This is a genomic window from Rhodococcus sp. P4_B6 (genome assembly GCF_056402215.1).
In genome coordinates this window covers 1-25,054 of record NZ_JBFUHV010000134.1, presented here as the reverse complement: position 1 = coordinate 25,054, position 25,054 = coordinate 1, and the positions used below count along the sequence as shown (strand labels likewise).

Genomic DNA, 25,054 nt, shown 5'->3' with positions numbered 1-25,054 from the left:
GTCTGACCCGGTTCGGTGAGCTCGCAGTTGCCGCCCGTCTCGCCGGCCAGGTCGACCACCACGGAGCCGGGCTTCATGCCCTCCACCGCGGCCGCGGTCACCAACCGGGGTGCCGGGCCGCCCGGCACCCCGGTTGGTGACCGCGGCCGCGGTGGAGGGCATGAAGCCCGGCTCCGTGGTGGTCGACCTGGCCGGCGAGACGGGCGGCAACTGCGAGCTCACCGAACCGGGTCAGACCGTCGTCAAGCACGGGGTGACGATCTGCTCGCCGCTGAACCTGCCCGCCAGCATGCCCGAGCACGCCTCGGAGCTGTACTCGAAGAACATCTCCGCGCTGCTCGAGCTGATGCTCGTCGACGGGGCGCTGGCCCCGGATTTCTCGGACGAGGTCCTGGCCGCGTCCTGCGTCACCCGTGAGGAGGGTGTGTCCTAGATGTATACCGAATTGTTGGCGAACATCGCGATCCTGGTGTTGTCCGGGTTCGTGGGGTTCGCGGTGATCTCCAAGGTCCCGAACACGTTGCACACCCCGCTGATGTCGGGCACGAACGCCATCCACGGCATCGTCGTCCTCGGCGCCCTGGTGGTGCTCGGCAAGGTCGAGGACCCGCCGTGGGGGCTGCAGGTGATCCTGTTCGTCGCGCTGGTCTTCGGAACGATCAACGTGGTCGGTGGTTTCGTGGTCACCGACCGGATGCTCGCGATGTTCAAGTCCAAGCCCACCGCGCCTGTTGCTGCTGAGAAGGGTGGGGACAAGTAATGGAGTACTTGGTCAACGTGTTGTACATCGTGGCGTTCGCGATGTTCATCTACGGTCTGATGGGTCTGACCGGCCCGAAGACCGCGGTCCGCGGTAACCAGATCGCCGCGGTCGGCATGGGTGTCGCCGTGGTGGCCACCCTGATCGCGATCCGGGACACCTCCAACTGGGTGCTGATCGTGTCCGGTCTGGTGATCGGTGTGGTGTTGGGTGTGCCGCCGGCGCTCAAGACGAAGATGACCGCGATGCCGCAGCTGGTGGCGTTGTTCAACGGTGTCGGTGGCGGCACCGTCGCGCTGATCGCGTATGCGGAGTTCCTGGACTCGGACGGGTTCACCGCCTTCGCGCACGGTGAGTCGCCGACGGTGCACATCGTCATCGCGTCGCTGTTCGCGGCGATCATCGGGTCGATCTCCTTCTGGGGTTCGGTGATCGCGTTCCTCAAGCTGCAGGAAACGCTGCCGGGCCGGCCGATCGGCATCGGCCGGTTGCAGCAGCCGCTCAATGCGGTGCTGCTGGTCGGGGCGGTCGCGTTGGCGGTGGCGATCGGGGTCAAGGCGATCGACCCGACCGGTCCGACGTCGCAGTGGTGGATCGTCGGGGTGCTGGTGCTGGCGGCGGTGTTGGGGTTGATGGTGGTGCTGCCGATCGGCGGCGCCGACATGCCCGTCGTGATCTCCCTGCTCAACGCGCTCACCGGTCTGTCCGCCGCGGCCGCCGGTCTCGCGCTCAATAATCAGGCGATGATCGTGGCCGGCATGATCGTCGGCGCGTCGGGTTCGATCCTGACGAACCTGATGGCGAAGGCGATGAACCGGTCCATCCCGGCGATCGTGGCCGGCGGGTTCGGTGGCGGCGGCGTCGCCGCGGCGGTCGGGGACGGCACCGCGAAGACGGCGAAGTCCACCTCGGCGGCGGACGCGGCGATCCAGATGGCATACGCCAACCAGGTCATCGTGGTTCCCGGCTACGGGTTGGCCGTCGCGCAGGCCCAGCACGCGGTCAAGGACATGGCCAAGATGCTCGAGTCGAAGGGGGTGGAGGTCAAGTACGCCATTCACCCGGTCGCGGGCCGGATGCCCGGGCACATGAACGTGCTGCTGGCGGAGGCGGACGTCGAGTACGACGCGATGAAGGAGATGGACGACATCAACGACGAGTTCTCGCGGACCGATGTCACCCTGGTGATCGGCGCGAACGATGTCACCAACCCGGCCGCCCGCAATGATCCGTCCAGCCCGATCCACGGGATGCCGATCCTGAATGTGGATCAGTCGAAGTCGGTGATCGTGCTGAAGCGGTCGATGAACTCCGGCTTCGCCGGCATCGACAACCCGCTGTTCTTCGCCGACACCACCTCGATGCTGTTCGGGGATGCGAAGAAGTCGGTCTCCGAGGTCACCGAGGAGCTCAAAGCCCTCTAGGCCCTCCGGGCCCGTGCGCCTTTTTGGTAGCTCCCGCTACCAGAAAGGCGCACGGGCGGCGAAGCCGCCTACAGCCGGAGACTGCCGCGGTGCCGCGAGAAGGCGATGGCCGCGGTGTCGGGCCGGCGCTCTTCGCGCTCGGCCGCGACGGGGGAGTACAGCATCAGGGTGGACGCCAGCGCCCACCAGATCGCGAAGATGATCAGACTGGCCGCGAGGCCGAAGATGCCGGTGGACTCGACGAGCGCAGCGGCCCCCGCGACACCGAGGACGACGGCGAAACCCAGGCCCGCGATGACGGGCCGGAACCGGGGCGCCGACACCAGCAGCGCCGAACCGTACAGGGCGGTGACGGCGACGACGTGCCCGCTCGGCAGCAGCACGGACGGCGCATCCGATTCCCAGGCCCGCACGGCGGCGCTGGTGAGATTCGCGCCGATACAGAGCAGCAGTACCGCGCCCATGCCGTACGAGAGTTTTCGCATCGCCGCGACGATGGCGAGAACGACGGCCGCTGCGAGGACCGTCGTGACGTCGATCGCCTGGATCACGGGTTCGGCGACGGGTCGGAGTGCCTCCGGGAGGACGAGACCCGACGATTCGGGGCGGATGAGGTACAGCGCGCACAGTGCCACCACACCCGCCGCGGCGAAGGCGAGGCGACGAACACTGTGACGAAGCCTGCTAGTCGATTCGGTCACGACACACAGTGTGCCAACCGACGCTGAGTGATCCATGAGCGGCCGCTGTGAGGTCGGTGAACGGTCGCCGTCGTGCGACGAGCGCGCGTCCGGATCTCGGGTGGGTGCCGCACCCGTCGGAGTAACGTCGTCGTCGACCGATCTCGAATCGTCTTTCCGCGTGACACGCACGAAGTGACCGATATGAGTGAACGGATCTCGCGCCGATCGTTCCTGCGGGCGGTGGCGCTGGGCGGTGGGCTGGGCGGTTGGCTGGGCGCGGTGTCGGCCGGTTCGGCGAGCGCGTTCCCTTTCGACATCGATCCGCTGCGACCGTTGATGTTCTCGTCGCCGCCGATCCAGCCGTATCGTGATCGGCTGCCGATCCTGCCGACGACGTCCGGGACGAGCGTCGACGTGCAGGCGAGCAGCACGCTGCATCAGTTCCACGCCGACCTGGCGCCCTCGCCGGCGTTGGCATACAGCGGCGCGGACTATCTCGGCGCGACGATCGAGGCGCACGTCGATCAGCCGACGATGATGGCGTTCCGGAACGCCGTCACCGTCCACCCGTTCGCGGTCGACTTCGACACGTCGCTGCACGGGCTGAGCGAACGGGACCGCACCCAGGTGCCCACAGCGACGCATCTGCACGGCGGGGTGAACCCGCCCCAGTTCGACGGGCACCCGGAGCAGGTGTTCCGGCCGGGCGAGGAGTACCTGCACCATCTTCCGAACCGGCAGGACGCGGCCGGACTCTGGTACCACGACCACGCCATGGGGGTGACGAGGCTCAACATCTACGCGGGCCTGGTCGGGCTGTACCTGCTGCGGGACGACTTCGACACCGGACACGCCGACAACCCGCTGGGTCTGCCTGCGGGGGAGTTCGAGGTGCCGCTCGTGCTGCAGGAGAAGATGTTCACCGCCGACGGCAGGCAGCGGATCCGTTCGACGCCCACCGTGCCGCAGGGGAGTTGGGAAGGGGGCGCGGTCGGCGACGTCGGGGTCGTGAACGGCAAGGTGTGGCCGGAACTCGACGTGGCCCGCGGCCTGTACCGATTGCGACTGGTCAACGCGGGTTCGCTGAGCGTGTGGAATCTGTATTTCGGCAACCGCATGCCGTTCTGGGTCATCGGCGGCGACAACGGGTTGCTCGACGCACCGGTCGCGGTGACGCGGGTGCGGTTGAGCCCCGCCGAGCGGGCCGACCTGCTCGTCGATTTCGGCGCGCTGGAACCGGGGTCGACGGTGGAACTCTGCAACGACGAGCCACCGCCGTTCCAGGCCGCGCTGATCGGCGAGCGCACGATGCCGAGGTTCTGCCGGTTCCGGGTGGGCACGGCCCGCGGATACTCCGGCGCGCCGCCTGCGACGTTGCGCGGGGGACCCGGGCAGCCGGAGTTGCTGCCGCCGATCCCGCGACCTCAGGTCTTCCGGGACGTCACCCTCAGCCAGCCGAGCGACGTGCGCCTGCCGCCGTCGATCATGTCCCTGAACAACCTCCGGTATTCGACCGAGGACATCGAGTTGCCGCGCCAGGGGACGGTGGAGCAGTGGAACATCGTCAACGCGACCAACGATCCGCATCCCGTGCATCTTCATCTCGCGAACTTCCGGGTGCTGGGGCGTCAAGTCATCGAGACGCTGCGTCTCGCGTTCGCCGCCCCGCAGCCGCCGCTCGGAATCCGGTGGACGCCATCCGCCGACGCGTTCACCATCTCGCCGCTCCTTCCCGCGGAACCGTGGGAGCGGGGATTCAAGGACACGGTGCTGGCGAACGCCAATTCCGTCACCAGGATCGTCGTTCGGTTCCCGACCGCGGAGTCGCTGGGCTTCGATCCTGATGCCGTGTTCGGGCACGGGGCACACGACGCCCACGGGCACGGCCCCGGTGGAGTTCCGCGATCACTGCAGGGTTACGTGTGGCACTGTCACATCCTCGATCACGAGGATCACGAGATGATGCTCAGGTACCGCACCGTCGCCTGAGGTTCAGGTGCGCCGGACCGCCCCCGCGAACGTGGCGGCCACCAGCACACAAACGAGTGGCACCACCATCGCGACGGTCAGGGGAACCACCTGGGTGATCCAGCCGATGGTGGCCGGTCCGGCGAGAAATCCGACATACCCCAGCCCGACCACGCGGGACATGTTGGTGCCGGCGGAACCCGCGCCGAGGTTGCCCGCGGCGGTGAAGATCTGCGGGACGCAGCCCGACAGTCCCAGGCCGAACAGCGCCCAGCCGAGGATCGTGAGCGGGAGCAGCGCCGAGACGAGGACGAGCAGCATGCCGAGCGCGGCGATCAGGGTGCCGTAGCGGACGACGGCGACGGGGCCGAGCGCGGCGCTCACGCGGTCTGCCGTGAACCGGCCCACCGTCATCATCACCGAGAAGGCGCCGAACGAGAGGGCGGCGACGGAATCCGACGTTCCGAGGTGTTCCTTGACCTGCAGGGTGCTCCAGTCGTTCGCGACACCCTCCGACAACATGAGGACGAAGGCGATGCCGCCGAGCGCGAGCACCCGCGCGGACAGTCGACCGTGGGCCTTCTCGGCGGGTGCCGGGTCGTGCCGTGAGCGGGGACGGTCCGCCATCAGCCGGCGGGAGCCCACGGCGACGGTGACGACCCCGATGCCGCCGGCGACCAGCAGCGCCGTCAGGGGCGCCCATCCGGCGGCGAGCGTCGCCGCGCCGAGCAGGGACCCCGCCACCCCGCCGACGGAGAACAGGGCATGGAACGCCGACATGATCGGCCGTCGATATCGCTGCTCGACTTCGACGGCCTGGGAGTTCATCGAGACGTCCAGTGCGCCGTTGGCGAAGCCGAACACGAGCAGGGTGAGACCGAGTTGCCAGGCAGTGGACGCCAGCCCCGGACCCACGGTGGCGACCGACAGCGCGAGTCCGGCGACGACCACCATCCGCCTGCTGCCGAACCGGTCGGCCAGGGGGCCGCTGACCTGCATGCCGCCGATCGCGCCGACCGCCAGCAGGAGCAGCAGCGAACCCAGCGTGGAGTGGCTGATGCCGGTCCGGTTCTCGATCGCCGGGATGTGCACGACCCACATGCCCAGCAGGAACCCGTTGATCCCGAAGATCCCGAACGTTCCCGCCCTGGCCCGGCGGAGCGGCTCCGCCGGCACACGCTTGTCGACCGGGGATGCTCGGGAAATGCTCACCGACCAAACGTACCGAGGATCAGAGGTGCGCGAGCAGTGAGGCGGGATCGTGCAGCATGGCCGCGACGGACGACAGGAACCTCGACCCCTGCTCGCCGTCGACCACCCGGTGATCGAACGACACGCTCAACGTGGTGACCCACCGCACCGCGAGTTCGTCCTCGTGCACCCACGGTCTCTTGCCGACGCTGCCGAGGCACAGGATGGCCGCCTCGCCGGGGTTGAGGATGGGTGTGCCCGCGTCGACACCGAACACCCCGACGTTGGTGATCGACACCGTGCCGCCGGTCAACTGCGCGGGATCGGCCTTGCCGCTGCGTGCGGTCGCGGTCAGTTCGGTGATCGCGCGGCACAATTCGACCAGGCTCAGCGACTGCGCCTCCTTGATGTTGGGGACCACCAGACCGCGGGGTGTGGCCGCGGCGATACCGAGATTGACGTAGTGCTTGGTGACGATCTCCTGGTTCTCCTCGTCCCACGAGGCGTTGAGGCTCGGGTTCGCCCGCAACGCGACGATCATCGCCTTCGCGACCAGGCTCAGCGGTGTCACCGACAGCCCCTCGAATTCGGGGAGGGCCCGCAGACGCCCGAGCAGTTCCACCGAGCGCGTCACGTCGACGGTCACGAATTCGGTGACGTGCGGGGCCGTGAACGCGCTGCGGACCATCGCCGCCGCCGTCTGCTTGCGGACACCGCGGATCGGGGTGCGGGTCTCGCGCTGCAGCGACTCGGAAGGCTCCGGCGAGACTGCCGGCTCAGTCGATCCCGCGTGGGATTCCACGTCGTTCCTGGTGACGGCGCCGGACGGTCCCGTTCCCGTGACGACCGCGAGGTCGATCCCGCGTTCACGGGCCGCGAGCCGGGCGCCCGGCGACGCGTCGGGGCGCCTGCGGTCCGGGCGGGCAGACTCCGGGCGGGCAGTCTCCGGGCCGACGGATCGCCGCCGGGCACGCTTGCTCTCGGCGGCGGCTTCGGGCCCGTACCCCACCAGGACGGGTGTGCGCACGGGAGCCTCCTCGATGGCCGCATCCGTCGCGATCCGGATGATCGGTGTCCCCACCGGCACCGTCGCGCCCGGGGCGACCAGCAGTTCCTCCACGACACCCGGGTACGGCGAGGGCAACTCGACGAGCGCCTTCGCCGTCTCGACTTCGCCGATCACCTGATTGAGTTCGATCGTCTGGCCCACCTCGACGGCCCAGGAGACCAGTTCGGCCTCCGTCAGTCCCTCACCGAGATCGGGTAGGCGGAATTCCTGTGCCAACGGACAACTCCTCTCCTCCGGTGAGTGCGATCAGGCCGCGAGACTGCGATCGACGGCGTCGAGCAGGCGGTCGGCGTCCGGCAGATGATGCCGTTCCAGCTTCGACGGGGGATACGGGACGTCGAATCCGCCGACCCGCAGGACCGGAGCGTCCAGTTGGTAGAAGCACCGCTCGGAGATGCGGGCCGYGATCTCCGCACCCAGCCCGAGGAATGTCGACGCCTCGTGCGCGATGACGAGTCTCCCGGTCTTGCGAACCGATTCCTCGACGGTGTCGAAGTCGATCGGGGAGAGGGAGCGCAGGTCGATCACCTCGAGGGAGTGCCCCTCGTCGGCGGCGATCGACGCGGCCGACAGGGCCGTCGGCACGACGGAGCCGTACGCGACGATGGTGGCATCCGTGCCCGCCCGGACCACCCGGGCCCGATGCAGCGGCAGGTCCGGTTCGGCGTCCACGTCGAACTCGGCCTTGTCCCAGTACCGCCGCTTCGGTTCGAAGAACACCACCGGATCGTCCGCCGCGACGGACTGCTGAATCATGTGGAACGCGTCCGCCGGGTTGCTGGGGGTGACCACGCGGAGTCCGGCGGTGTGGACGAAGTACGCCTCCGGCGACTCCGAATGGTGCTCGACTGCGCCGATGCCGCCGCCGTACGGGATCCGGATCGTCAGGGGCGCGGTGACCCGGCCCTGCGTGCGGTAGTGAATCTTGGCGACCTGCGACACGATCTGGTCGAACGCAGGGTAGACGAATCCGTCGAACTGGATCTCGCAGACCGGCCGGTAGCCGCGCAGCGCCATCCCGAACGCGGCGCCGACGATTCCCGATTCGGCGAGCGGGGTGTCGATGACCCGGTTGTCGCCGAAGTCCTTCTGCAGAGTGTCGGTGACGCGGAAGACCCCGCCGAGGCGTCCGACGTCCTCGCCCATGATCACGACCTTCCGGTCGTGTTCGAGAGCGCGCCGCAGACCTGCGTTGAGTGCGGCGCCGAGCGACAGCGTGGTGGTGGTCATGACAGTGCCTCCTCGATGCCGGCGAAGCCTGCGAGGTACGCGGCGTACTGCTCGCGTTCCTCGTCGATGAGCGGGTGGTCGGTGGAATAGACGTGGTCGAACAGATCGAGCGGCGCGGGGTCGGGCGCCTCGACGGTCCCCGAGCGCAGTCGCGCGGCAACGGCGTCGGCGGTGGCCTGCACCCGGGCGAGGAAGTCGTCGCCCAGCAGTCCCTCCCGGTCGAGGAGTCGCCTCATCCGGTCGATGGGGTCGCGGGCCTTCCAGATCTCCGTCTCGGCCGCCGCCCGGTACCGGGTGGGGTCGTCCGACGTGGTGTGGGGGCCCATCCGGTACGTGATGGCCTCGATGAACGTCGGTCCACTGCCTTCGCGGGCGCGTTGGGTGGCCTGGCGGGTGACCGCCAGGACCGCGAGAACGTCGTTGCCGTCCACCCGGAGGGCGGGCATGCCGTAACCGGCGGCGCGCTGCGCGATGGGGACGGGACTCTGCAGGTGGACCGGTTCGCTGATCGCGAACTGGTTGTTCTGGCAGAAGAATACGACCGGCGCGTTGAAACTCATCGAGAAGCCGAGGGCCTCCGCGAGGTCGCCCTGACTGGTGGCGCCGTCGCCGAAGTAGGCGATCGTCGCGATCTCCGCACCGTCGAGGTGGGCGCCCATGGCGTACCCGGTGGCGTGCAGCCCCTGCGAGCCGACGACGATCGCCGGATTCGTCACGTTCACGGAACTCGGATCCCAGGCGGAATGCGCGCATCCCCGCCACATGCGGGTCATCACACCCGGGTCCACGCCCCGGCAGTAGGCGACGGCATGTTCGCGGTAGCTGATGAACGCGTAGTCGTCGGGACGGAGGGCGCGGGCGGAGCCGACCTGGGCGGCTTCCTGACCGAGCAGCGGGGCCCAGAGTCCCAGTTCACCCTGGCGTTGCAGAGCGACCGCCTCGACATCCATCCGACGCGCGACGACGAGGTCCTCGTACAGGTCGCGCAGTTGGTCGGGTCCGATGTCGCGGACGAGGCTCGTGTAGTCGGGTCTGAAGACCCGTCGGCCGTCCGGCTGGATGAGCTGGACCGGATAGGCAATCTTGTCGACCATCGGGGTCACCTCGTGTTGTCGAGTCCGTGAACCTTGTGGGTTCGTCGGAGACGGGTACTGCGGTAGGACGGGTGTGTCCTACTTCACAGCATCCACGGGAACGCGAAGTGCGCAAGTGGCACCGGCGACGTCGAGCAGAATGCCCAGTTTCGGGGGTGCGATGGGTGTCATGCTGCGTCTAATGACCAATGCAAACGCCACCGACGCATGGTTGTCGCTGCAATTGTCCGAAACGTCCGATCACCCCGCGAACACGAACCCGATCGAGGCGAGGACGGCGAGCACTGTGAGGTAGACCGCGGGCATCGCGACGGCCCGGGTATCGGGATTGCCGTAGTCGCCGTGTCTGACGTGAAACGCGATAGCGCACAAGAGGAGAATCAGCAGCGCCACCGTCGCGATCACGCCCAGCGGAGTCCAGTAGAGGCCGACGAGAACGCCGATACCGCCGGCGAGTTCCGCCACGCCGATCAGCCGCACCTGCTGCCCGCTCAGGCCCCGGGCCTGCAACCCCGTCCACGCGGTTCCCTTCAGTCTCAGCTTGGGAATGCTCACGGCGACGGCACTCACGGCGAGGAGCACGCCACACACGATGAGGAAAACTTCCACGTCCGTCCCTCCAGTTCCGGCCGATTCGGCCTCACTGTTGCCACCCTAGGGCCGCGACCTGCGGTGCGGACCGGTTCCCTCCGCATCGGGCTTCCGAGCGGTTAGCATCGAGCGCGTGAATGCTGTGGGGCTGAACGAAGATGCCGTTTCTGCGTGGATTGCCGGACTCGGTGTGGGAGCGATCGCGCCGCTGAGCTTCGAGAGGATCGGGAACGGTCAGTCGAATCTCACGTACGCGGTCAGCGACGCGGGTGGCGGACGGTGGGTGCTGCGGCGACCACCGCTCGGACATCTGCTCGCGTCGGCGCACGACGTGGTCCGCGAACACCGGATTCTGTCCTCTCTGCAGGGATCCGACGTTCCGGTGCCGAAGATCCTCGGGCTCACCGAAGATCCGGAGGTCACGGACGCGCCGCTCGTGCTGATGAGTTACGTCGCGGGGGTGGTGATCGACAGTGTCGGCGTGGCGAAGAAGCTGACACCCGAGCAGCGGGGTGCCGTGGGGCTGGCGATGCCGAAGGCGCTCGCGAAGATCCACGCGGTCGATCTCCGGGACGCAGGGCTGGAGGACCTGGCCAGCCACAAACCTTACGCGGCAAGGCAGTTGAAGCGCTGGACGGATCAGTGGGAGAAATCCCGCACCCGCGAGGTCCCGGCCATCGAGGATCTGGCCGGGATCCTCGAGCGCAACATGCCGGAGCAGGCCGAACTGTCGTTGGTGCACGGTGATTTTCACCTGAGCAACGTCATCACCTCGCCGGAGGAGGGCGAGGTGGTCGCGGTGGTCGACTGGGAACTGTGCACGCTGGGAGACCCGCTCGCCGACGTGGGCGCGCTGCTGGCCTACTGGCCCGAGGCAGGCGACGAGGACGCGGGACCGTTCCCCGCCTCCACCCTCGAGGGATTCCCCACCCGGGCCGAACTCGTGGAGGCCTATGTCCACCACACCAAACGCGATGTCACTCATGTCGGGTACTGGCACGTGCTGGCGTTGTGGAAGCTGGCGATCATCGCCGAAGGCGTGCTGCGCCGCGTGATCGACGACCCCCGGAACAAGGCCGAGACCGGTGCGCCCACGGTCGCGCTGATCGACGGGATCATCGCCCGGGCGGTGGCCACCGCCGAGGCCGAGGGCCTGCACTGAACCACCCGGTGGTGCCGGACCCTCAGGGCGTGTCCGGCACCACCAGAACGGTTACGGCGCTGCGAATTTCGTCAGGGATCGGAACCGGCTTGCGGGTCTTCGCGTCCACGTAGACATGAACGAAGCGGCCGAGAGCCGCGAGGTCGAGTGCGTCGCCGTTCTCGCGGAAGATGGCGAGCGCATACACGATGCTCCGGGTGCCCAGCTTCTCGACGGACAATCCCACCTGCAGGCGGTCCGGGAACGTCAGCTCGCTGACGTACCTGCAGGACGTCTCGGCGACCACGCCGATGGCGGGCAGATCCCGGATGTCGGTGCCCGTCGACGCGATCAGCCAGCCGTTGACGGCCGTGTCGAAGTACGAGTAGTACGTGACGTTGTTGACGTGCCCGTAGTGGTCGTTGTCCGCCCAGCGGGTCGGCACCGGCCACAGCGCGGGGAAGTGTGCGGCGGTCGGCATCACGGGGGCGTCGTCGTGTTTCACCGTCCCGACCCTAATGCCACGGATCGTCTGCACCACGCGTCGGGCAGAATCGCGTCCTATGTCTGTGCCCGACAGTGATGTGCGTTCACCGGATTCCGCCGCCCAGCCGATCAGCGCCGGAATCGTCACCGCTCTGGTGGGCTTCACCAGTTCGTTCGCGGTCGTACTCACCGGGCTGACGGCGGTGGGCGCGAACTCCGCCCAGGCCGCGTCGGGACTGCTGGCGCTGTGTGTGACGCAGGCGCTGGGGATGCTGTGGATGTCGCGGCACTACCGCATGCCGATCACCCTCGCGTGGTCGACGCCGGGCGCGGCTCTGCTCGCCGGGGCGGGAACGGTGAGCGGCGGGTGGCCCGCCGCGGTCGGGGCGTTCGCCGTCGTGGGGGCGGCGGTGATCCTCACCGGGCTGTGGCCGCGGCTGGGACGGCTCATCGCGGCCATCCCCCCGGCACTGGCGCAGGCGATGCTCGCGGGAGTACTGCTGCCGCTGTGCCTGGCGCCGGTGCTGGCGTTGCGTGACGCCCCGCTCGCCGTTGCGCCCGTCGTCCTCGTGTGGCTGGTTCTGCAGCGGTATTCGCCGCGGTGGGCGGTCCCGGCCGCGTTCGCGGCTGCCGCGGTGGTGATCGCGGTCGGTCTCGTCTCCGGCAGCGACACCCTCGACACGAGCGCGCTCCTGCCGAGGCTCGACGTCACGGCACCGGCGTGGACGTGGCAGGCGATGGTCGGGATCGCGATCCCGCTGTACATCGTGACGATGGCGTCCCAAAACATTCCCGGCACCGCCGTCATGAATTCCTTCGGATACCGGGTGCCGTGGCGGCCGGCCATGCTGGTGACCGGTGTCGGGACCCTCGTCGGCGCCCCCGCGGGTGGGCACGCCATCAACCTCGCCGCCATCAGCGCCGCCCTCGCCGCCGCGCCGTCCGCGCATCCCGACCCGCGGAAACGCTGGGTCGCGGCGTTCACGGCGGGCTGGGCGTACCTCGTGCTCGCGGTGTGTTCCGCCGCGGTCGCCGCACTCATCGCGGCGGCGCCCGAGGGCGTCGTGGAGGCCGTCGCCGGACTCGCCCTCCTCGGCACCCTCGGCGGCGCTCTGGCCTCCGCCCTCGACGACGTCCGCGAACGGGAAGGCGCCGTCGTCACGTTCCTGATCGCCGCCTCGGGGGTGAGCATCCTCGGCATCGGGTCCGCGTTCTGGGCGCTGGTCGCCGGACTGATCGTGCGGGTCGCGGTGGGTTCGCGGCGATAATGGGCACATGACCACCATCGAGGTAGTGCAGGGTGACATCACGACGGTCGAGGTCGACGCGATCGTCAACGCCGCCAACTCCGGACTGCTCGGCGGCGGTGGCGTGGACGGCGCCATCCACCGGGCCGGTGGCCCCGAGATCCTCGCCGAATGCCGGCAACTGCGGGCCACCACATTGCAGGACGGACTGCCGGCGGGACAGGCGGTCGCGACGACGGCGGGCCGGTTGCCCGCCCGATGGGTGATCCACACGGTCGGCCCCGTCTATTCCGCTTCGGACGATCGGTCGGCCACCCTGCGCAGCGCGTACACCGCGAGCCTGGCGGTGGCCGCCGACCTCGGCGCGCAGTCCGTCGCGTTCCCGCTGATCTCGTCCGGGGTGTACGGCTGGCCCGCGGACGACGCCGTCCGGCAGGCGGTCGGCGCCGTCCGGGACTCGGACTCCGGGATTCCGCGGGTGCTGTTCGTGGCGTTCGACGCACGGATGGCGTCCCTGCTGCGCGGCGAGGTGGGGTGACTGCGCTGAACACCGATCTCGTGTATCTGACAGCAGGACTGGCTCTTCTGCTGGCCGCGACCGTTCCAGGCCTGTTCCAGGACCGTGCCGTCTCGGCGCCGCTGATCGTCCTGGCGGTCGGAGCGGGGGCCGGCCTGTTTCTCGGCAAGTCGGGCACCGACACCCTGTCGCCGGCACTGCATCCCGCTGTGACGGAACACCTGAGCGAAACCTGCGTCATCGTCGCCTTGATGGGTGTGGGACTGGCGATCGACAGGCCACTGGGCTGGCGGACGTGGAATTCGACGTGGCGTCTGCTGCTGATCGCGATGCCCTTCGGTATCGCCGCTGTCGCGCTGCTCGGCTGGTGGGTGGCGGCATTGACCCCCGCCGTCGCGATCCTGCTCGGGGCCGTCCTCGCGCCCACGGACCCGGTTCTGGCGTCCGACGTGCAGGTGGAAGGTCCCACGTCGGGCGGCGAGTCCCATCGGGAGGACGACGAGGTCCGGTTCGCGCTCACCTCGGAGGCCGGGCTCAACGACGCTCTCGCGTTCCCGTTCGTGTATCTGGCACTGTTCATGATCGGCAAGGGGCCGATCGAGCAGTGGATCGTGCAGTGGGTGGCCTGGGAGCTGATCGGCAAGGTCGTGATCGGCGCGGCCCTGGGGTGGATTGCCGGTGACCTGTTCGGTCGCGCGGTCTTCCGCTTCCCGATCGCACACATGCGCCTAGCCGAACGCAGCGAACCCATCTTCGCGCTCGCCGCCACATTCGCCGTCTACGGACTCACCGAACTGGCCGGAGGATACGGGTTTCTCGCCGTCTTCGCCTGTGCCGTCGCCATCCGTCGGACGGAGCGGGCCCACGAGTATCACGCCGAGATGCACAGCCTGATCGAGCAACTCGAACACGTGCTCACCCTCGCCGTCCTGCTCCTGCTGGGCGTGGCACTCACGTCCGGACTGCTGGCCGAACTGACGTGGGGCGGGGTTCTCGTCGCGGCGGCCCTCGTGTTCGTCATCCGGCCGGTGGTGGCATGGCTTTCGCTGCTGGGCTGCGAGGAGATGTCCGGCCCCGAGCGCCGGGTCACCGCATTCTTCGGGGTTCGCGGAATCGGGTCGATCTACTATCTCGCCTACGCCGCCGCGGAGGCCGGCGTGGAGAACGAGAAATGGTTGTGGTCGACGGTGGCCTTCACGGTCGTCCTCTCCGTCCTCGTCCACGGGGTGAGCGCGACGCGCGTGATGCGCCTGCTCGATCTTCGTCGGGAAGGCGGTGCAGTCGCGGACCGATAGCGTCGCGACTGCACCGCCCGACCAGCGTGTTGCGGTGGTGCGATCCTTCACTCGTTGCGCACGGCGGAGGTGCGCGCCGTGTCTGCGGGATGCCCCGTGTCTGCCGGGTGCGCCGTGTCCTCGGCGCGGTGGACGGCGACGGGAGGCGCCGCCGACACCACCGACGGCGTGGGCCGGTTGCCCGCCTTGATCTCGTTGAACAGGATGTTCAGTAGCACCGCGACGATGCTCGCCGCGCTGATTCCCGAGTCGAAGACGATGTGCACCCACTCCGGGAAGGCCGAGTAGAACTCGGGCACCGCGATCGGGATGACGCCGAATCCGAGGGCCACCGCGACGATCACCAGGTTCAGGTTGCCGTCGTACGACACCTTGGACAGGGTGCGGATTCCGCTCGCGGCCACCGAGCCGAAGAGCACGATCCCGGCGCCGCCGAGGACGGGCAGCGGCACGGACGCCACCAGCCGACCGAGGATGGGGAACAGCCCGAGAGCGAACAGGACCGAACCGCCGGCCGCGACGACGTACCGGCTCTTGATCCCGGTGATCGCGACGAGTCCGACGTTCTGGGCGAACGCGCTGGCCGGGAACGTCCCGAACACCGGCGCCACGGTGGTGGCGAGCATGTCGGCGCGGAGTCCGTCGCCGACCCGGCGAGCATCTACCTTCGTCCCCACGATCTCGCCGACCGCGAGGATGTCCGCCGTCGTCTCGGTCATGATCACCAGGATCACGACGGTCATCGAGATGATCGCGCCGATCTGGAACAGCGGGGTGCCGAACGAGAACACCTGCGGCAGTTCGAAGATCGCGCCCTTCCCGACCGCACTGAAGTCGGCCTTGCCGATCAGGGCGGCGAACAGGGTGCCTACCACGATGCCGATCAGGATGGACAACCGCGACAGGGTGCCCTGGACCAGTCGGCTCACCAGCAACACGACGAACAGGCTGAACCCGGCGAGTCCGATGTTGGACATCGATCCCCAGTCCGGGGCCTTGGCGTTGCCGCCCATCGCCCACCGCACCGCGACCGGCAGGAGGGAGATGCCGATGACCGTGATGATCGACCCGGTGACGACGGGTGGGAAGTAGCGGACGATCTTGCAGAAGAAGGGGCTGATCAGCAACCCGATGACGCCTGCGACCATGATGGCCCCGAACACGGAGCGCAGCCCGCCCGGACCGGCGGCCACCGCCACCATCGTCGACACCGAGGCGAAGGAAATGCCCTGCACCAGGGGGAGTTTGGCGCCGAAGAAGGGAACGCCGAGGGTCTGCAGCAAGGTGGCGGCGCCGCTGACGAACAAGGCCGCCGACACCAGCAGGCCGATCTCGACGCCGGTCAGTCCGGCGGCGCCGCCGACGATCAGGGGAGGCGCGATCACGCCGCCGTACATGGTCAGGATGTGCTGCAACCCGTAGATGTACGACTTTCCGAGCGGCAAACGCTCGTCTTCGGGTCCGGTCGTTCCGGCGACCCGATGTCCGATCCGCTTCATCGCCGCGCTCCTAGCAGAATCCGGGAACGGAATCCCAGGCGCGGCCGGCGTCGGGCGCGCCCTCACGCTCGACGGTCGCCTCGATCAACCCGTAGGGGCGGTCGGCGGCGAAGAACACCTCGCCGGGGTTGTCGAGTCCGAACGGTTCCAGGTCGACCAGGAAATGGTGCTTGTTCGGCATCGAGAACTTCACCTCGGCGATCTCCGGATGCGCCTCGAGGACCGCCGAACCCATCTGGAACAGCGACTGCTGCAGCGCGAGCGAATGGGTTGTGGCGAACGCCTCCAACATGATTGCGCGCACGTTCTCGAACGTCTTGTCGAAGTCGACGTCGGTGGTGAGGTACCGCCATCGGGCGCTCACCGACGTCGCGAGGATCCGGTCGGACGTCTCCTGCAGGGTCGTGTACCTGTCCTTCGGGTATCCGCGGAACTCCGAACCCGTCGACTTCAACACCACCATGTTGCTGAGACCGGACACGATCCACGTCCGGTCGCCGTCGACGGTGACCACGGTGTTCCGTCGTTCGTCGCTGGATCGGACGAAGGAGTGGTCGTGGCCCTCGCCGTCGACCGGGATCCGAGCCCACGAGTACTGCTCGATCTCCCACCGCCCGCCGGTGATCCACTCGAACTCGCCGGTGAAGTGCTTCCCGAGTCGCATCGCGAACGACTCGATCGCGCCGACGCCGTCGCGAGCGAACGCGTACACCGTGTTCTTCTGGGTGTCCGTGGCCACGACGTGCGCGTTGTCGCCTTCGGTGTGTACCGCGTCGAGGTCTCCGCGCAGTTGCGAAGTGACGGTGACGTCTTCGATCTCGTGTCGCTTTGTGTCCCGGGTGATCTTGACCAACCGGACTTCCGCCTTGCCGTACTGGTTCTGGCCGAGCACGATCTTGCTCATGATTAGCTCCCTCGGTAGGTCGAGTATGCGAATGGACTGAGAAGGACAGGTACGTGGTAGTGCTGTTCGCTGTCGGTGAGGGCGAACGTGATGGTGATGTCGGGGTAGAACGTCGGACGTCCCTTCGCGGCGAAGTAGCGTCCGGTGTCGAACACGATCCGGTAGGTGCCCGGCTCGAGACGGGCAGGTCCCAGAGCTGCGGCGCGCCCGTCGTCGTCGGTGACGGCGTCGGCGACGGTGACCCAGGCGGACTCTCTCAGGACCGCCAGCGTGACCGGCACCTCCCGCGCGGGCATGCCTTCGGCCGCGTCCAGCACGTGGGTGGTGACCTGGCTGACGTCGCTCATGCGTCCAGCATCCCGGCGAGCCGGAGTGCGGCGATGTCGCGCAGTTCCTCTGCGACAACGGCCAATTCGCCGGCCTCGTCGTTGACCAGCCTGCGGTCGAGGGCGGTGAGGACGTCGGACGTGCTGCGCCCGGCGGCGCGGATCAGGAAGACCCGTCCGAACTTGTCCTCGTAGGCACGGTTGCCGTCGGTGAGCCGCTTCCTGGCGGCAGCGTCGGACGAATCGACGTTCGACTGTTCCGAGCGGGCCAGGTGCGCCTCGGCGCCGTCGCCGCCCGGGGGTTCACCGATTCGGGGGTGGCGGGCGAGGGCCAGTTCAATCTCCTCCGCGGAGAGCGGGCCGGCCCCCGTCCTGGCCGCGGTGAGCAACGAGGCGCGATCGGGGTACGGCCGGGCGGAGACGAGTTCGTCTGCCCACCGGGGGATGTCCAGGCAGATCCGCGCCCATTCCGTCGCCTCGGACTGTGACGCCTCGTTGAATCGTTGGAGTCCTGCATCGAAAACCATGCGACCCTTCTTCCACAATGCGAAATAATGATTCCGTATAGAGAAGCGTGACAGGGGTCACAATTCGTGTCAAGACCCAAAATTGAATTAATCCAGATTCGGACATGGGTGGGGTTTACGGCCGACCGGGGGAGTGACGGGTCCCGGGTGCGGTGGTGGGGGAACCACCTGCGATGAGAAAACGTTGTCGGGCAACAGCTCACGGACAACGGGACGCGGTACGGCGGGACCTACTCCTCGCCGTCGGCGTGGTGATTGAAAAGACGGGGCAACACGAACCACAGCGTCGCGAACATCAGCGCGGCCGCCACGCCGATCACGATCGCGCCCGGACCGCCCACTGCCACTTCGGCAATCAGGATCACGGTGCCGGTCATGGCGGCGGCCAGAAATCCGATACCCCACAGCGCGAACAGGTTGGCCTTGCGCAGGATGTCGGCCCGGCGGCCCTGACGGAACAGCACGCGATGCCAGACCGCCGGGGCGATGAGGAGCGCCGAGGACACCGTCGTCAGGAGCACCGTGACGAGGTGCAGCATGCGGAGGCCGAACGACTGCTCCTCGTACGCCTCGGTGAAGGCGACCGCCAGGAGGAAGGCGAACAGGATCTGCACACCGGCCTGCGCGACACGGAGTTCCTGCAGCAGCTCGCTGAAATTGCGGGCGAGCCGCTGCGCGGGTGTCTCGGCGGTGCTCACCTCACGACCGTGAATACTCGGAGGCCCTGCGGATCTCTTCGGGAGACGGGCGCACGCCGGTGTAGAGGACGAACTGTTCCGCGGCCTGCAGCGCGATCACCTCGGCGCCCGTGATGACGGTCTTGTGGCGTTCGGCCGCAGCCCGGATCAGTGGCGTTGCGGCGGGCATCGCCACCACGTCGAATACGGCCTCCGCCGCGTCGATCGCGTCGAGTTCGAATGCCAGATCCTCGGCCTCGGGACCACCGGCCATTCCGATGGGGGTGGCATTGATCAGCAGCCCCGGTCGCGCCGCGCCCAGTTCGGGCTGCCAAGCGAATCCGTACTGCTTCGCGACGGCGCCGCCGGTCGTCTCGTTGCGGGCGATCACGGTGACGTCGGTGAACCCGTAGTCGCGCACGGCGGCGACGACGGCCTTGGCCATGCCGCCGCTCCCGGCCACCGCCACCGAGAGCGAGTGGGGCAACGCGTTGTCGCGCAACAGGTTCGCGATGGCCTGGTAGTCGGTGTTGTAGGCGTGCAACGCCCCGTCCTCGTTGACGACCGTGTTGACGGACTCGATGACCGACGCCGATTCGTGCATCACGTCGACGTAGTCGATGATCTGCTCCTTGAACGGCATGGAGACACCGGCGCCGCGGATCCCCAGCGCCCGGATGCCGCCGACCGCAGCCTGGAGGTCGTTGGTGGTGAAGGCTTTGTACACGAAATTGAGGCCCAGCTCGCCGTACAGATAATTGTGAAACCGGGTGCCGATGTTGCTCGGCCGGCCGGAGAGCGAGATGCAGAGAAGAGTGTCTTTGTCGAGCTGGTTCATCCGGTAAATACTAGTGGTGGGCTCCCATCCGTGCGCGTTCTCAGCTCCGAATACACGGTGACGACCGCAAAGGAGCAAGGCTGCGATGACTACCACGATCGGTGACCGGCACGAGGCGGCGCGGACGCCACGGAGACGGCGGCACCTGTTCTCGCGCGCGCTCGCCGGAGTGATCGCCGCCGGCATGGTACTCGGAGTGGGCGAACTGCTGGCGGCGCTGATCGACCCGAATGCGTCGCCGTTCTACGCGGTCGGATCGACGACGGTGGACCGCAGCCCCGCCTGGGCCCGCGAGTTCGCGATACACACGTTCGGCACCAACGACAAACCCGCGTTGTTCGTGGGCATGACGATCCTCATCGTGCTCCTCGCCGCAGTCGCGGGGATCGTCGAGCGCCCCCGCGCCCCGTTCGGCAGCGCAATCCTCGCGGTGCTCGGGCTGGTGGGAATCGTGGCCGCGACCCAGCGTCCCGGCGCCACCTGGATGTATGCGCTGCCGACAGTGGTGGGCGTCGTCGCCGGTATCGCGGTCCTGCGGGTGCTGACGGCCACCGCGCGGGCTCCCGAGAACTCGGATTCCGAGGATTCGTGGTTGCCGCGCCGCACTTTTCTCCTGTTGGCGGCGGGAGCCGCCGCGACGGCCGCGGCCGCGGGAGCCGCGGGCCGGTACCTCGGGCAGCAGGTCGCGGGCGCCGTGGACAACCGCCGCGCCTTCGCGGTTCCCGGGGTGACGGACCGGGCGGCCGCGATCGTTCCGGGCACCGACATCGGCGTGCCGGGCGGCACCCCGTTCGTCACGTCGAACGAGGACTTCTACCGGATCGACACCGCCCTCCGGGTGCCGCGGCTGACGACGGACGACTGGCAACTGCGCATCCACGGCATGGTGGACCGCGAACTCACCCTCTCGTGGGACGACCTGATCGCACGCACACCCGTGGAACGGCTGATCACGTTGACGTGCGTGTCGAACGAGGTCGGCGGAAACCTCGCAGGCAACGCCACGTGGATCGGCTACCCCATCAAGGACATCCTCGACGAGGCAGGCGTGCACCCCGACGCCGACATGCTGCTCTCCACGAGCAGCGACCACTTCACGGCGGGCACCCCGGTCGCGGCGCTGCGGGACGGACGCGACGCGATTCTCGCGGTGGCGATGAACGGTCAGCCGCTGCCGTTCGAACACGGTTACCCCGTGCGGCAGGTCGTCCCCGGTCTCTACGGCTACGTGTCGGCCACCAAATGGGTGGTGGAGTGGGAACTCACACGATTCGACAAGGCCGAGGCCTACTGGACGAAGCGCGGATGGTCCGCGGAAGGTCCGATCAAGACCGCATCCCGGATCGACGTGCCAGCCCCGTTCGCACCCACCGCGCCCGGCCCGGTACTCGTCGCCGGAACCGCATGGGCGCAGCACCGCGGCATCGAGAAGGTGGAGGTACGGGTCGACAACGGAGCATGGCAGACCGCGACCCTCGCCCCGCAGTACAGCATCGACACCTGGCGGCAGTGGACGTGGGAGTGGGAGGCCGCGTCCGGCCTGCACACACTTCAGGTGCGCGCCACCGATCTGGACGGCAACGTGCAGGTGGAGGAGCGGACGCCGCCGGTCCCGAGCGGCGCCACCGGCTGGCACACCCGGTCGTTCACCGTGGCCTGAGGCGCCGGGACGATCACGGACACCGCTCCGCCACCTCGGCGAGCGCGTCGCGGTCCGCCTGCGTCACCGGAAGTCCGTACTCCACCGCCACCGAGAGGTACTTGCCCGCGTAGAAGCAGCGGTACGCCGGGTTCGGTGGCAGCCAGTCCTGCGGGGTCTGGTCGCCCTTGTCCTGATTGTCGGCGCCGTTGACGGCCAGCAGGTTGAACGTGACGTCGTTGGCGAACCGGAGCCGGCGCTCGGGCGGCCACGTCGACGCGCCCATGTCCCACGCCGCTGCCAGCGGGTAGACGTGGTCGATCTGGACGGCTTTCGCGTCCGCCCGGTCGAACGGGAGCACCTCACCGGAGTACGGATCGGCGAGGACCCCGCTGAGCACTACGCAGTCGCGGGTGCCGTCGCGGAAGATCACCGAGCGGAGATCGATCGCCAGAACGTTGTTGCGGGTGTCGCACCCGTCGTGGCCGCCCGCGGCGTCCTGGTCGTCGGTCCAGGCCGGTCCGAAGACGCACAGCTCCCGGCCGGAACACCCGCGCTGGTATCCGCCGGGGTGCGGACGGGATTCGACCGTGGCGACCCGCCCGAGCAACTCCTCGATGTGCGCGCGCGGCGGGCTGCCCGGTGCGGGACTGTCGCCCAGGTCGAGCAGCGACACTCCGCAGCCACCGGCCGACAGGATCACGGCCAGCCACGCCGTCACGTACAGAAGTCTCATGCGTCCCCCGGCGCTCGAAAACTCTTCCCCTACCGTCCAGGAGTATGCACCGGGCCCCCGACAGGTCAGCTGAAGGGCAGGCGCACCGCGGCGATCGACGACACGTGCGTGCCGTCGTGACCGATGACCCAGGAACCGCCGCTCTGCCGGCATTCGGCCAGCAGGTCGAGCGTGCGCAGGAGGAAGAAGATCGCCTCGCTGGCGACGGGGGTGACCGCAAGCCGGTGCGCCTCACCGTGTTTCATTCCGTCGAGCCACACACCCGACTGCCCGTCCAGGCGAATGGTGACGATGTGGGTGGCATCGACGAAGGCGTACTTCCGTTGCTCCCACGGGGTGGTGAGCGCGTACCCCTGTTCGAGAACCTGGATCAGGATGCTCATGGCCGACTCCCGAGAGTTTCCGGCAGCTACGTCTCTCCAGCATCTACCTCGGGCCGGGTGAAAGCCAGACCCGCTAACCGAACTCGATCACGACCTTGCCGCTCGTGTGACCGGATTCGACCGTCGCGAGAGCGTCACCGGCGTGCGCGAACGGGAACCGGTGGGCCACCCGCGGGTCGAGGGTTCCGTCGGCCACCAGCGCGGCCACCTCCGCGAACACCGCGGACGTGCGGCGCCGTTCCACTCCCGAGCCGCCGAGATCCCGTGCCGCGAGTGGGTCGCCGACACTGATGATCGCCGCCGGATCCGTCACCACCCGCGCCGCCTCGGCCAGCGCGGCACCGCCGACGAGATCGAAGACGGCGTCCACCGGGCCGGGCACCCGTTCGGCGAGTCCGTCCCCGGACGCCACCCACGTGGCGCCGAGCGATTCGACGACCTCCCGTTTGCCCTCGCTCGCGACCCCGATCACGGTGACGTCCCGGGCCGCGGCCAACTGCAGCGCCGCCACCCCCACGCCACCGCCCGCACCGACGACGAGCAATCGGCTGCCGGGAGCCAGGTCCAGGGTCGTCAGCGCGTCGTACGCGGTCCCCGCCGCGACGGGTAGCGTGGCCGCGTCGGCGAACGAGACCGCGTCGGGCCTGTGTGCCGCTGCGGCCGTGTTGACCAGGGTGTACTCGGTGTATCCGCCGAAACCGGTGGCGGTCGCCCCGAACACGGCGTCGCCGACCGCGAACCCGGTCACCCGGGGGCCGACGTCGGCCACCACACCCGCGACCTCCCGGCCGAGAACCGCGGGAAGGGTGACCGGGACCGTGTCCTTCCGCGTTCCCGCCCGCACCTTCCAATCGGCGGGATTCACGCCTGCCGCGTGGACGGCGACCAGCAGCTGTCCGGGGCCGGGGGAGGGAACGGGGACGTCGAAGAACTGCTGCGTCTCGGGGCCGCCATATTCGCTGAAGCCGTATGCCATGCTCACGCCCACAGTCCTATCACGAACTTCGTGCCCGGATCCGGGCACGAAGTAGGCCCGCCGAACGGAGTCGGCGGGCCTACTTCGTGAGAACTCAGGAGCCGAACAGGCTACCCAGGGAGCCTGTGCCTCCGCCGCCTCCTCCGCCGCCCATCAACGGTCCGAGGACCTGGATGAGTTGAACGAGAACCTGCAACATCTGTGTCGCGTCCATTGTGTCTTCCTCCGATCACTGCGATCTACCAACGGCAGCGATCCCGGTCGATACCGGCGTGGACAGCCGCCACCTCGTTCATCGGTGGAATCTCGTCGAGGGTTACAGCCGCCGAGCAGGGATTTCTCCGACTGTCGGTTGTGCCTGATTGGATGGGTGCATGCTGCACGGCCTCTGGACACCCGGTTCGGGTCTCATGCTGTGGGTCGAGGACCGGAATCCGGCCGCCGCGGAGCCGACCGACGCGGTCGGGCGGGTGCTCGCCCGGAAGTTCCGCCATCACGTGAAGGTGCCGATGCCGACGCCGTCGGGTCCGGAGATGCTCGAGTGGGCGGCGGTCGCCCTCGCGCCGCCGGACGCGACCGACTTCCTGCTGTCGGTGTCGGCCCGCGACCCCCGGATCGCCGGGGATCTGCGCTACCTCGCCCACGTGGCGCGCGGCGTCGAGCGCTGGGTGCGTGCGGGACGCGTGGTGCCGGAGGTGCATCGGGCGGAGGGCGGATGGTGGCCGCGATGGCGGCTCCTCGGCGGCGAACGGCAGCGTGCGTGGCTCACGGAACTGTCGGTCGCGATGCCCCCGGTGCAGCGCCACGGAACCACCCCGCGGGCGGTGCTCGACGACATGGTGACCGAGTTGACCGACCCCGTTGCCCGGCGGGTCCTGGGCGGCAGGCACCCGGACGATTCCGGCACCGCACCGGAGCATCCGCTGATCGACGCGCTGGTTCGGGGTGAGGACTTCGCCGAGGGCACCGCCCAGCTGGCGGGTTCCCTCGACGGGTGGCGGGACAGCCTGAAGGTGGACGAACCCGAACTGGTGCTGCGACTGCTCGAGCCGGAAGACGTGGACGTGGAGGGCGATTGGGACCCGGACACGGTGTTGTGGCGGCTACAGGTGTGCCTGCGCCCGGAAGGTGAAGCGCCGGTGCCGATTCCGCTGCACCGGACGGAGGCGAGCCGCCTGCAGACCGGTGTTCGCAAACTGACCGAGGCCGTCGCCGCCTACCCGCGGCTGCAGGACGTCCCGAGCGACCCCGACAGTCTCGACCTGATGCTGCCCACCGCGGTGGTCATCGACCTCGTCGGGCACGGTGCGGTGGCGTTGAAGGAGAAGGGCATCAGCCTGCTGCTGCCGCGGGCCTGGAGTGTGGCGTCGCCGTCGATGCGACTGCGGGTGAGCTCGCCCAGCACCCCGGCGAGCGCGGAGAACCGGTCCGTCGGCAAAGACCAGTTGGTGCAGTACAACTGGGAACTGGCACTCGGCGACACGGTGCTCACCGCCGCGGAGATGAACCGGCTGGTCAATGCGAAGAGCGATCTCGTGCGGCTGCGCGGTGAGTGGGTCCGGGCCGATCAGGACGTGCTCTCCCGCGCCGCGCGGTACGTCGCGGAGCGGCACGGCAGCGGCGACCGCGCCATCGTGGACCTGCTGAAAGATTTGATCGCGGACGATCTGTCCGATCTCCCCGTCGAGGAGGTCACCGCCACCGGCTGGGCGGCCGCGCTGCTCGACGGCGACATCAAGCCGCAGGACGTGCCGACCCCGGACGGGTTGGACGCCACGCTGCGGCCGTACCAGAAGCGGGGGCTCGACTGGCTGGTGTTCATGAGCCGCCTCGGGCTCGGGGCGGTCCTGGCC

Annotated in this window: 26 protein-coding genes and 1 pseudogene; 10 read left to right on the top strand and 17 right to left on the bottom strand. The window is 68.6% G+C overall.

Features of this window, described 5'->3' with window-relative positions; all coding sequences use genetic code 11:
* A partial coding sequence (locus AC1DWT_RS38020) for a hypothetical protein (RefSeq protein WP_477924559.1) occupies window positions 1-77 on the bottom strand: 77 nt, incomplete at its 3' end.
* Window positions 78-109: 32 nt separating this feature from the next.
* Between AC1DWT_RS38020 and AC1DWT_RS38015 the strand changes: the two are divergent.
* The 3 genes and pseudogenes from AC1DWT_RS38015 to AC1DWT_RS38005 form a co-directional block, all read left to right on the top strand.
* Window positions 110-433 (top strand): annotated as a pseudogene (locus AC1DWT_RS38015) (NAD(P)(+) transhydrogenase (Re/Si-specific) subunit alpha); the annotation flags it as partial.
* Window positions 434-760, top strand: coding sequence for an NAD(P) transhydrogenase subunit alpha part 2 (locus AC1DWT_RS38010; RefSeq protein ID WP_072945952.1), 327 nt, complete (start codon window positions 434-436; stop codon window positions 758-760). It begins immediately after the preceding pseudogene.
* Window positions 760-2,184 (top strand): NAD(P)(+) transhydrogenase (Re/Si-specific) subunit beta, encoded by a 1,425-nt coding sequence (locus AC1DWT_RS38005; protein WP_206012833.1) that lies wholly within the window; start codon window positions 760-762, stop codon window positions 2,182-2,184. Before AC1DWT_RS38010 ends, AC1DWT_RS38005 begins: the two co-directional genes overlap by 1 nt.
* 68 nt (window positions 2,185-2,252) lie before the next feature.
* Here the strand turns inward: AC1DWT_RS38005 and AC1DWT_RS38000 are convergent, their stop codons facing one another.
* Window positions 2,253-2,885 (bottom strand): hypothetical protein, encoded by a 633-nt coding sequence (locus tag AC1DWT_RS38000; protein ID WP_095865759.1) that lies wholly within the window; start codon window positions 2,883-2,885, stop codon window positions 2,253-2,255.
* Between the two features lie 183 nt (window positions 2,886-3,068).
* Here AC1DWT_RS38000 and AC1DWT_RS37995 point away from each other — a divergent pair, with 183 nt between their 5' ends.
* Window positions 3,069-4,856, top strand: coding sequence for a multicopper oxidase family protein (locus tag AC1DWT_RS37995; protein ID WP_206012832.1), 1,788 nt, complete (start codon window positions 3,069-3,071; stop codon window positions 4,854-4,856).
* A 3-nt stretch (window positions 4,857-4,859) separates the two neighbouring features.
* Here the strand turns inward: AC1DWT_RS37995 and AC1DWT_RS37990 are convergent, their stop codons facing one another.
* From AC1DWT_RS37990 to AC1DWT_RS37970, 5 genes are all read right to left on the bottom strand, one after another.
* Window positions 4,860-6,047: an MFS transporter gene (locus AC1DWT_RS37990; protein WP_206012831.1), complete on the bottom strand. Its 1,188-nt coding sequence runs from the start codon at window positions 6,045-6,047 to the stop codon at window positions 4,860-4,862.
* Window positions 6,048-6,066: 19 nt separating this feature from the next.
* Entirely contained in the window at window positions 6,067-7,311 is a 1,245-nt protein-coding gene (locus AC1DWT_RS37985) for a dihydrolipoamide acetyltransferase family protein (protein ID WP_206012830.1), read from the bottom strand.
* Window positions 7,312-7,341: 30 nt separating this feature from the next.
* Window positions 7,342-8,325 carry an alpha-ketoacid dehydrogenase subunit beta gene (locus tag AC1DWT_RS37980; protein WP_477924554.1) on the bottom strand — a complete coding sequence of 328 codons (984 nt, stop codon included), beginning with the start codon at window positions 8,323-8,325 and terminating at the stop codon, window positions 7,342-7,344.
* On the bottom strand, window positions 8,322-9,419 hold the full coding sequence (pdhA, locus tag AC1DWT_RS37975) for a pyruvate dehydrogenase (acetyl-transferring) E1 component subunit alpha (RefSeq protein ID WP_072945967.1): 1,098 nt from the start codon (window positions 9,417-9,419) through the stop codon (window positions 8,322-8,324). Before pdhA ends, AC1DWT_RS37980 begins: the two co-directional genes overlap by 4 nt.
* 240 nt (window positions 9,420-9,659) lie before the next feature.
* On the bottom strand, window positions 9,660-10,028 hold the full coding sequence (locus tag AC1DWT_RS37970; protein ID WP_206012828.1) for a DoxX family protein: 369 nt from the start codon (window positions 10,026-10,028) through the stop codon (window positions 9,660-9,662).
* A 115-nt stretch (window positions 10,029-10,143) separates the two neighbouring features.
* Here AC1DWT_RS37970 and AC1DWT_RS37965 point away from each other — a divergent pair, with 115 nt between their 5' ends.
* Window positions 10,144-11,172 (top strand): phosphotransferase family protein, encoded by a 1,029-nt coding sequence (locus AC1DWT_RS37965; protein WP_072945972.1) that lies wholly within the window; start codon window positions 10,144-10,146, stop codon window positions 11,170-11,172.
* Between the two features lie 22 nt (window positions 11,173-11,194).
* On the opposite strand, the gene AC1DWT_RS37960 is transcribed toward AC1DWT_RS37965, so the two are convergent.
* Window positions 11,195-11,632, bottom strand: coding sequence for an acyl-CoA thioesterase (locus tag AC1DWT_RS37960; protein ID WP_072946165.1), 438 nt, complete (start codon window positions 11,630-11,632; stop codon window positions 11,195-11,197).
* An 82-nt stretch (window positions 11,633-11,714) separates the two neighbouring features.
* Between AC1DWT_RS37960 and AC1DWT_RS37955 the strand changes: the two genes are divergently transcribed.
* The 3 genes from AC1DWT_RS37955 to AC1DWT_RS37945 are packed head-to-tail and all read left to right on the top strand — an operon-like array spanning window position 11,715 to window position 14,696.
* The gene (locus AC1DWT_RS37955; protein ID WP_095865754.1) at window positions 11,715-12,905 is read left to right on the top strand and encodes a benzoate/H(+) symporter BenE family transporter; all 1,191 of its coding nucleotides are present in this window, start codon (window positions 11,715-11,717) and stop codon (window positions 12,903-12,905) included.
* 7 nt (window positions 12,906-12,912) lie between these two features.
* Window positions 12,913-13,422 (top strand): O-acetyl-ADP-ribose deacetylase, encoded by a 510-nt coding sequence (locus tag AC1DWT_RS37950; protein ID WP_095865753.1) that lies wholly within the window; start codon window positions 12,913-12,915, stop codon window positions 13,420-13,422.
* Window positions 13,419-14,696 carry a cation:proton antiporter gene (locus AC1DWT_RS37945; protein ID WP_206012827.1) on the top strand — a complete coding sequence of 426 codons (1,278 nt, stop codon included), beginning with the start codon at window positions 13,419-13,421 and terminating at the stop codon, window positions 14,694-14,696. Before AC1DWT_RS37950 ends, AC1DWT_RS37945 begins: the two co-directional genes overlap by 4 nt.
* A 47-nt stretch (window positions 14,697-14,743) precedes the next feature.
* On the opposite strand, the gene AC1DWT_RS37940 is transcribed toward AC1DWT_RS37945, so the two are convergent.
* The 6 genes from AC1DWT_RS37940 to AC1DWT_RS37915 form a co-directional block, all read right to left on the bottom strand.
* A complete protein-coding gene (locus AC1DWT_RS37940; RefSeq protein ID WP_095865751.1) occupies window positions 14,744-16,195 on the bottom strand; it encodes a nucleobase:cation symporter-2 family protein in 1,452 nt (483 codons plus the stop codon).
* A gap of 10 nt (window positions 16,196-16,205) precedes the next feature.
* Window positions 16,206-17,099: a factor-independent urate hydroxylase gene (gene pucL / locus AC1DWT_RS37935; RefSeq protein ID WP_095865750.1), complete on the bottom strand. Its 894-nt coding sequence runs from the start codon at window positions 17,097-17,099 to the stop codon at window positions 16,206-16,208.
* 2 nt (window positions 17,100-17,101) lie between these two features.
* Window positions 17,102-17,446, bottom strand: coding sequence for a hydroxyisourate hydrolase (gene uraH / locus AC1DWT_RS37930; protein WP_072946167.1), 345 nt, complete (start codon window positions 17,444-17,446; stop codon window positions 17,102-17,104).
* Window positions 17,443-17,952 (bottom strand): 2-oxo-4-hydroxy-4-carboxy-5-ureidoimidazoline decarboxylase, encoded by a 510-nt coding sequence (gene uraD, locus AC1DWT_RS37925; protein ID WP_206012826.1) that lies wholly within the window; start codon window positions 17,950-17,952, stop codon window positions 17,443-17,445. The genes uraH and uraD overlap by 4 nt, the downstream gene beginning before the upstream one ends.
* Before the next feature lie 230 nt (window positions 17,953-18,182).
* The gene (locus AC1DWT_RS37920) at window positions 18,183-18,650 is read right to left on the bottom strand and encodes a DUF6328 family protein (protein ID WP_072945984.1); all 468 of its coding nucleotides are present in this window, start codon (window positions 18,648-18,650) and stop codon (window positions 18,183-18,185) included.
* A 1-nt stretch (window position 18,651) separates the two neighbouring features.
* On the bottom strand, window positions 18,652-19,467 hold the full coding sequence (locus tag AC1DWT_RS37915; protein WP_206012825.1) for a shikimate 5-dehydrogenase: 816 nt from the start codon (window positions 19,465-19,467) through the stop codon (window positions 18,652-18,654).
* An 85-nt stretch (window positions 19,468-19,552) separates the two neighbouring features.
* Here AC1DWT_RS37915 and AC1DWT_RS37910 point away from each other — a divergent pair, with 85 nt between their 5' ends.
* Window positions 19,553-21,127 carry a molybdopterin-dependent oxidoreductase gene (locus tag AC1DWT_RS37910; protein ID WP_206012824.1) on the top strand — a complete coding sequence of 525 codons (1,575 nt, stop codon included), beginning with the start codon at window positions 19,553-19,555 and terminating at the stop codon, window positions 21,125-21,127.
* Between the two features lie 13 nt (window positions 21,128-21,140).
* Here the strand turns inward: AC1DWT_RS37910 and AC1DWT_RS37905 are convergent, their stop codons facing one another.
* From AC1DWT_RS37905 to AC1DWT_RS37895, 3 genes are all read right to left on the bottom strand, one after another.
* The gene (locus AC1DWT_RS37905; protein WP_072945987.1) at window positions 21,141-21,842 is read right to left on the bottom strand and encodes an HNH endonuclease family protein; all 702 of its coding nucleotides are present in this window, start codon (window positions 21,840-21,842) and stop codon (window positions 21,141-21,143) included.
* 65 nt (window positions 21,843-21,907) lie between these two features.
* Window positions 21,908-22,225, bottom strand: a complete 318-nt coding sequence (locus AC1DWT_RS37900; RefSeq protein WP_012688484.1) for a hypothetical protein — start codon at window positions 22,223-22,225, stop codon at window positions 21,908-21,910.
* A 73-nt stretch (window positions 22,226-22,298) separates the two neighbouring features.
* The gene (locus AC1DWT_RS37895; protein WP_206015938.1) at window positions 22,299-23,201 is read right to left on the bottom strand and encodes an NADP-dependent oxidoreductase; all 903 of its coding nucleotides are present in this window, start codon (window positions 23,199-23,201) and stop codon (window positions 22,299-22,301) included.
* A 374-nt stretch (window positions 23,202-23,575) separates the two neighbouring features.
* On the opposite strand from AC1DWT_RS37895, the gene AC1DWT_RS37890 reads away from it, so the two are divergent.
* Window positions 23,576-25,054: SNF2 helicase-associated domain-containing protein (locus tag AC1DWT_RS37890; protein ID WP_477924546.1), on the top strand; the 1,479-nt coding region annotated here is incomplete at its 3' end.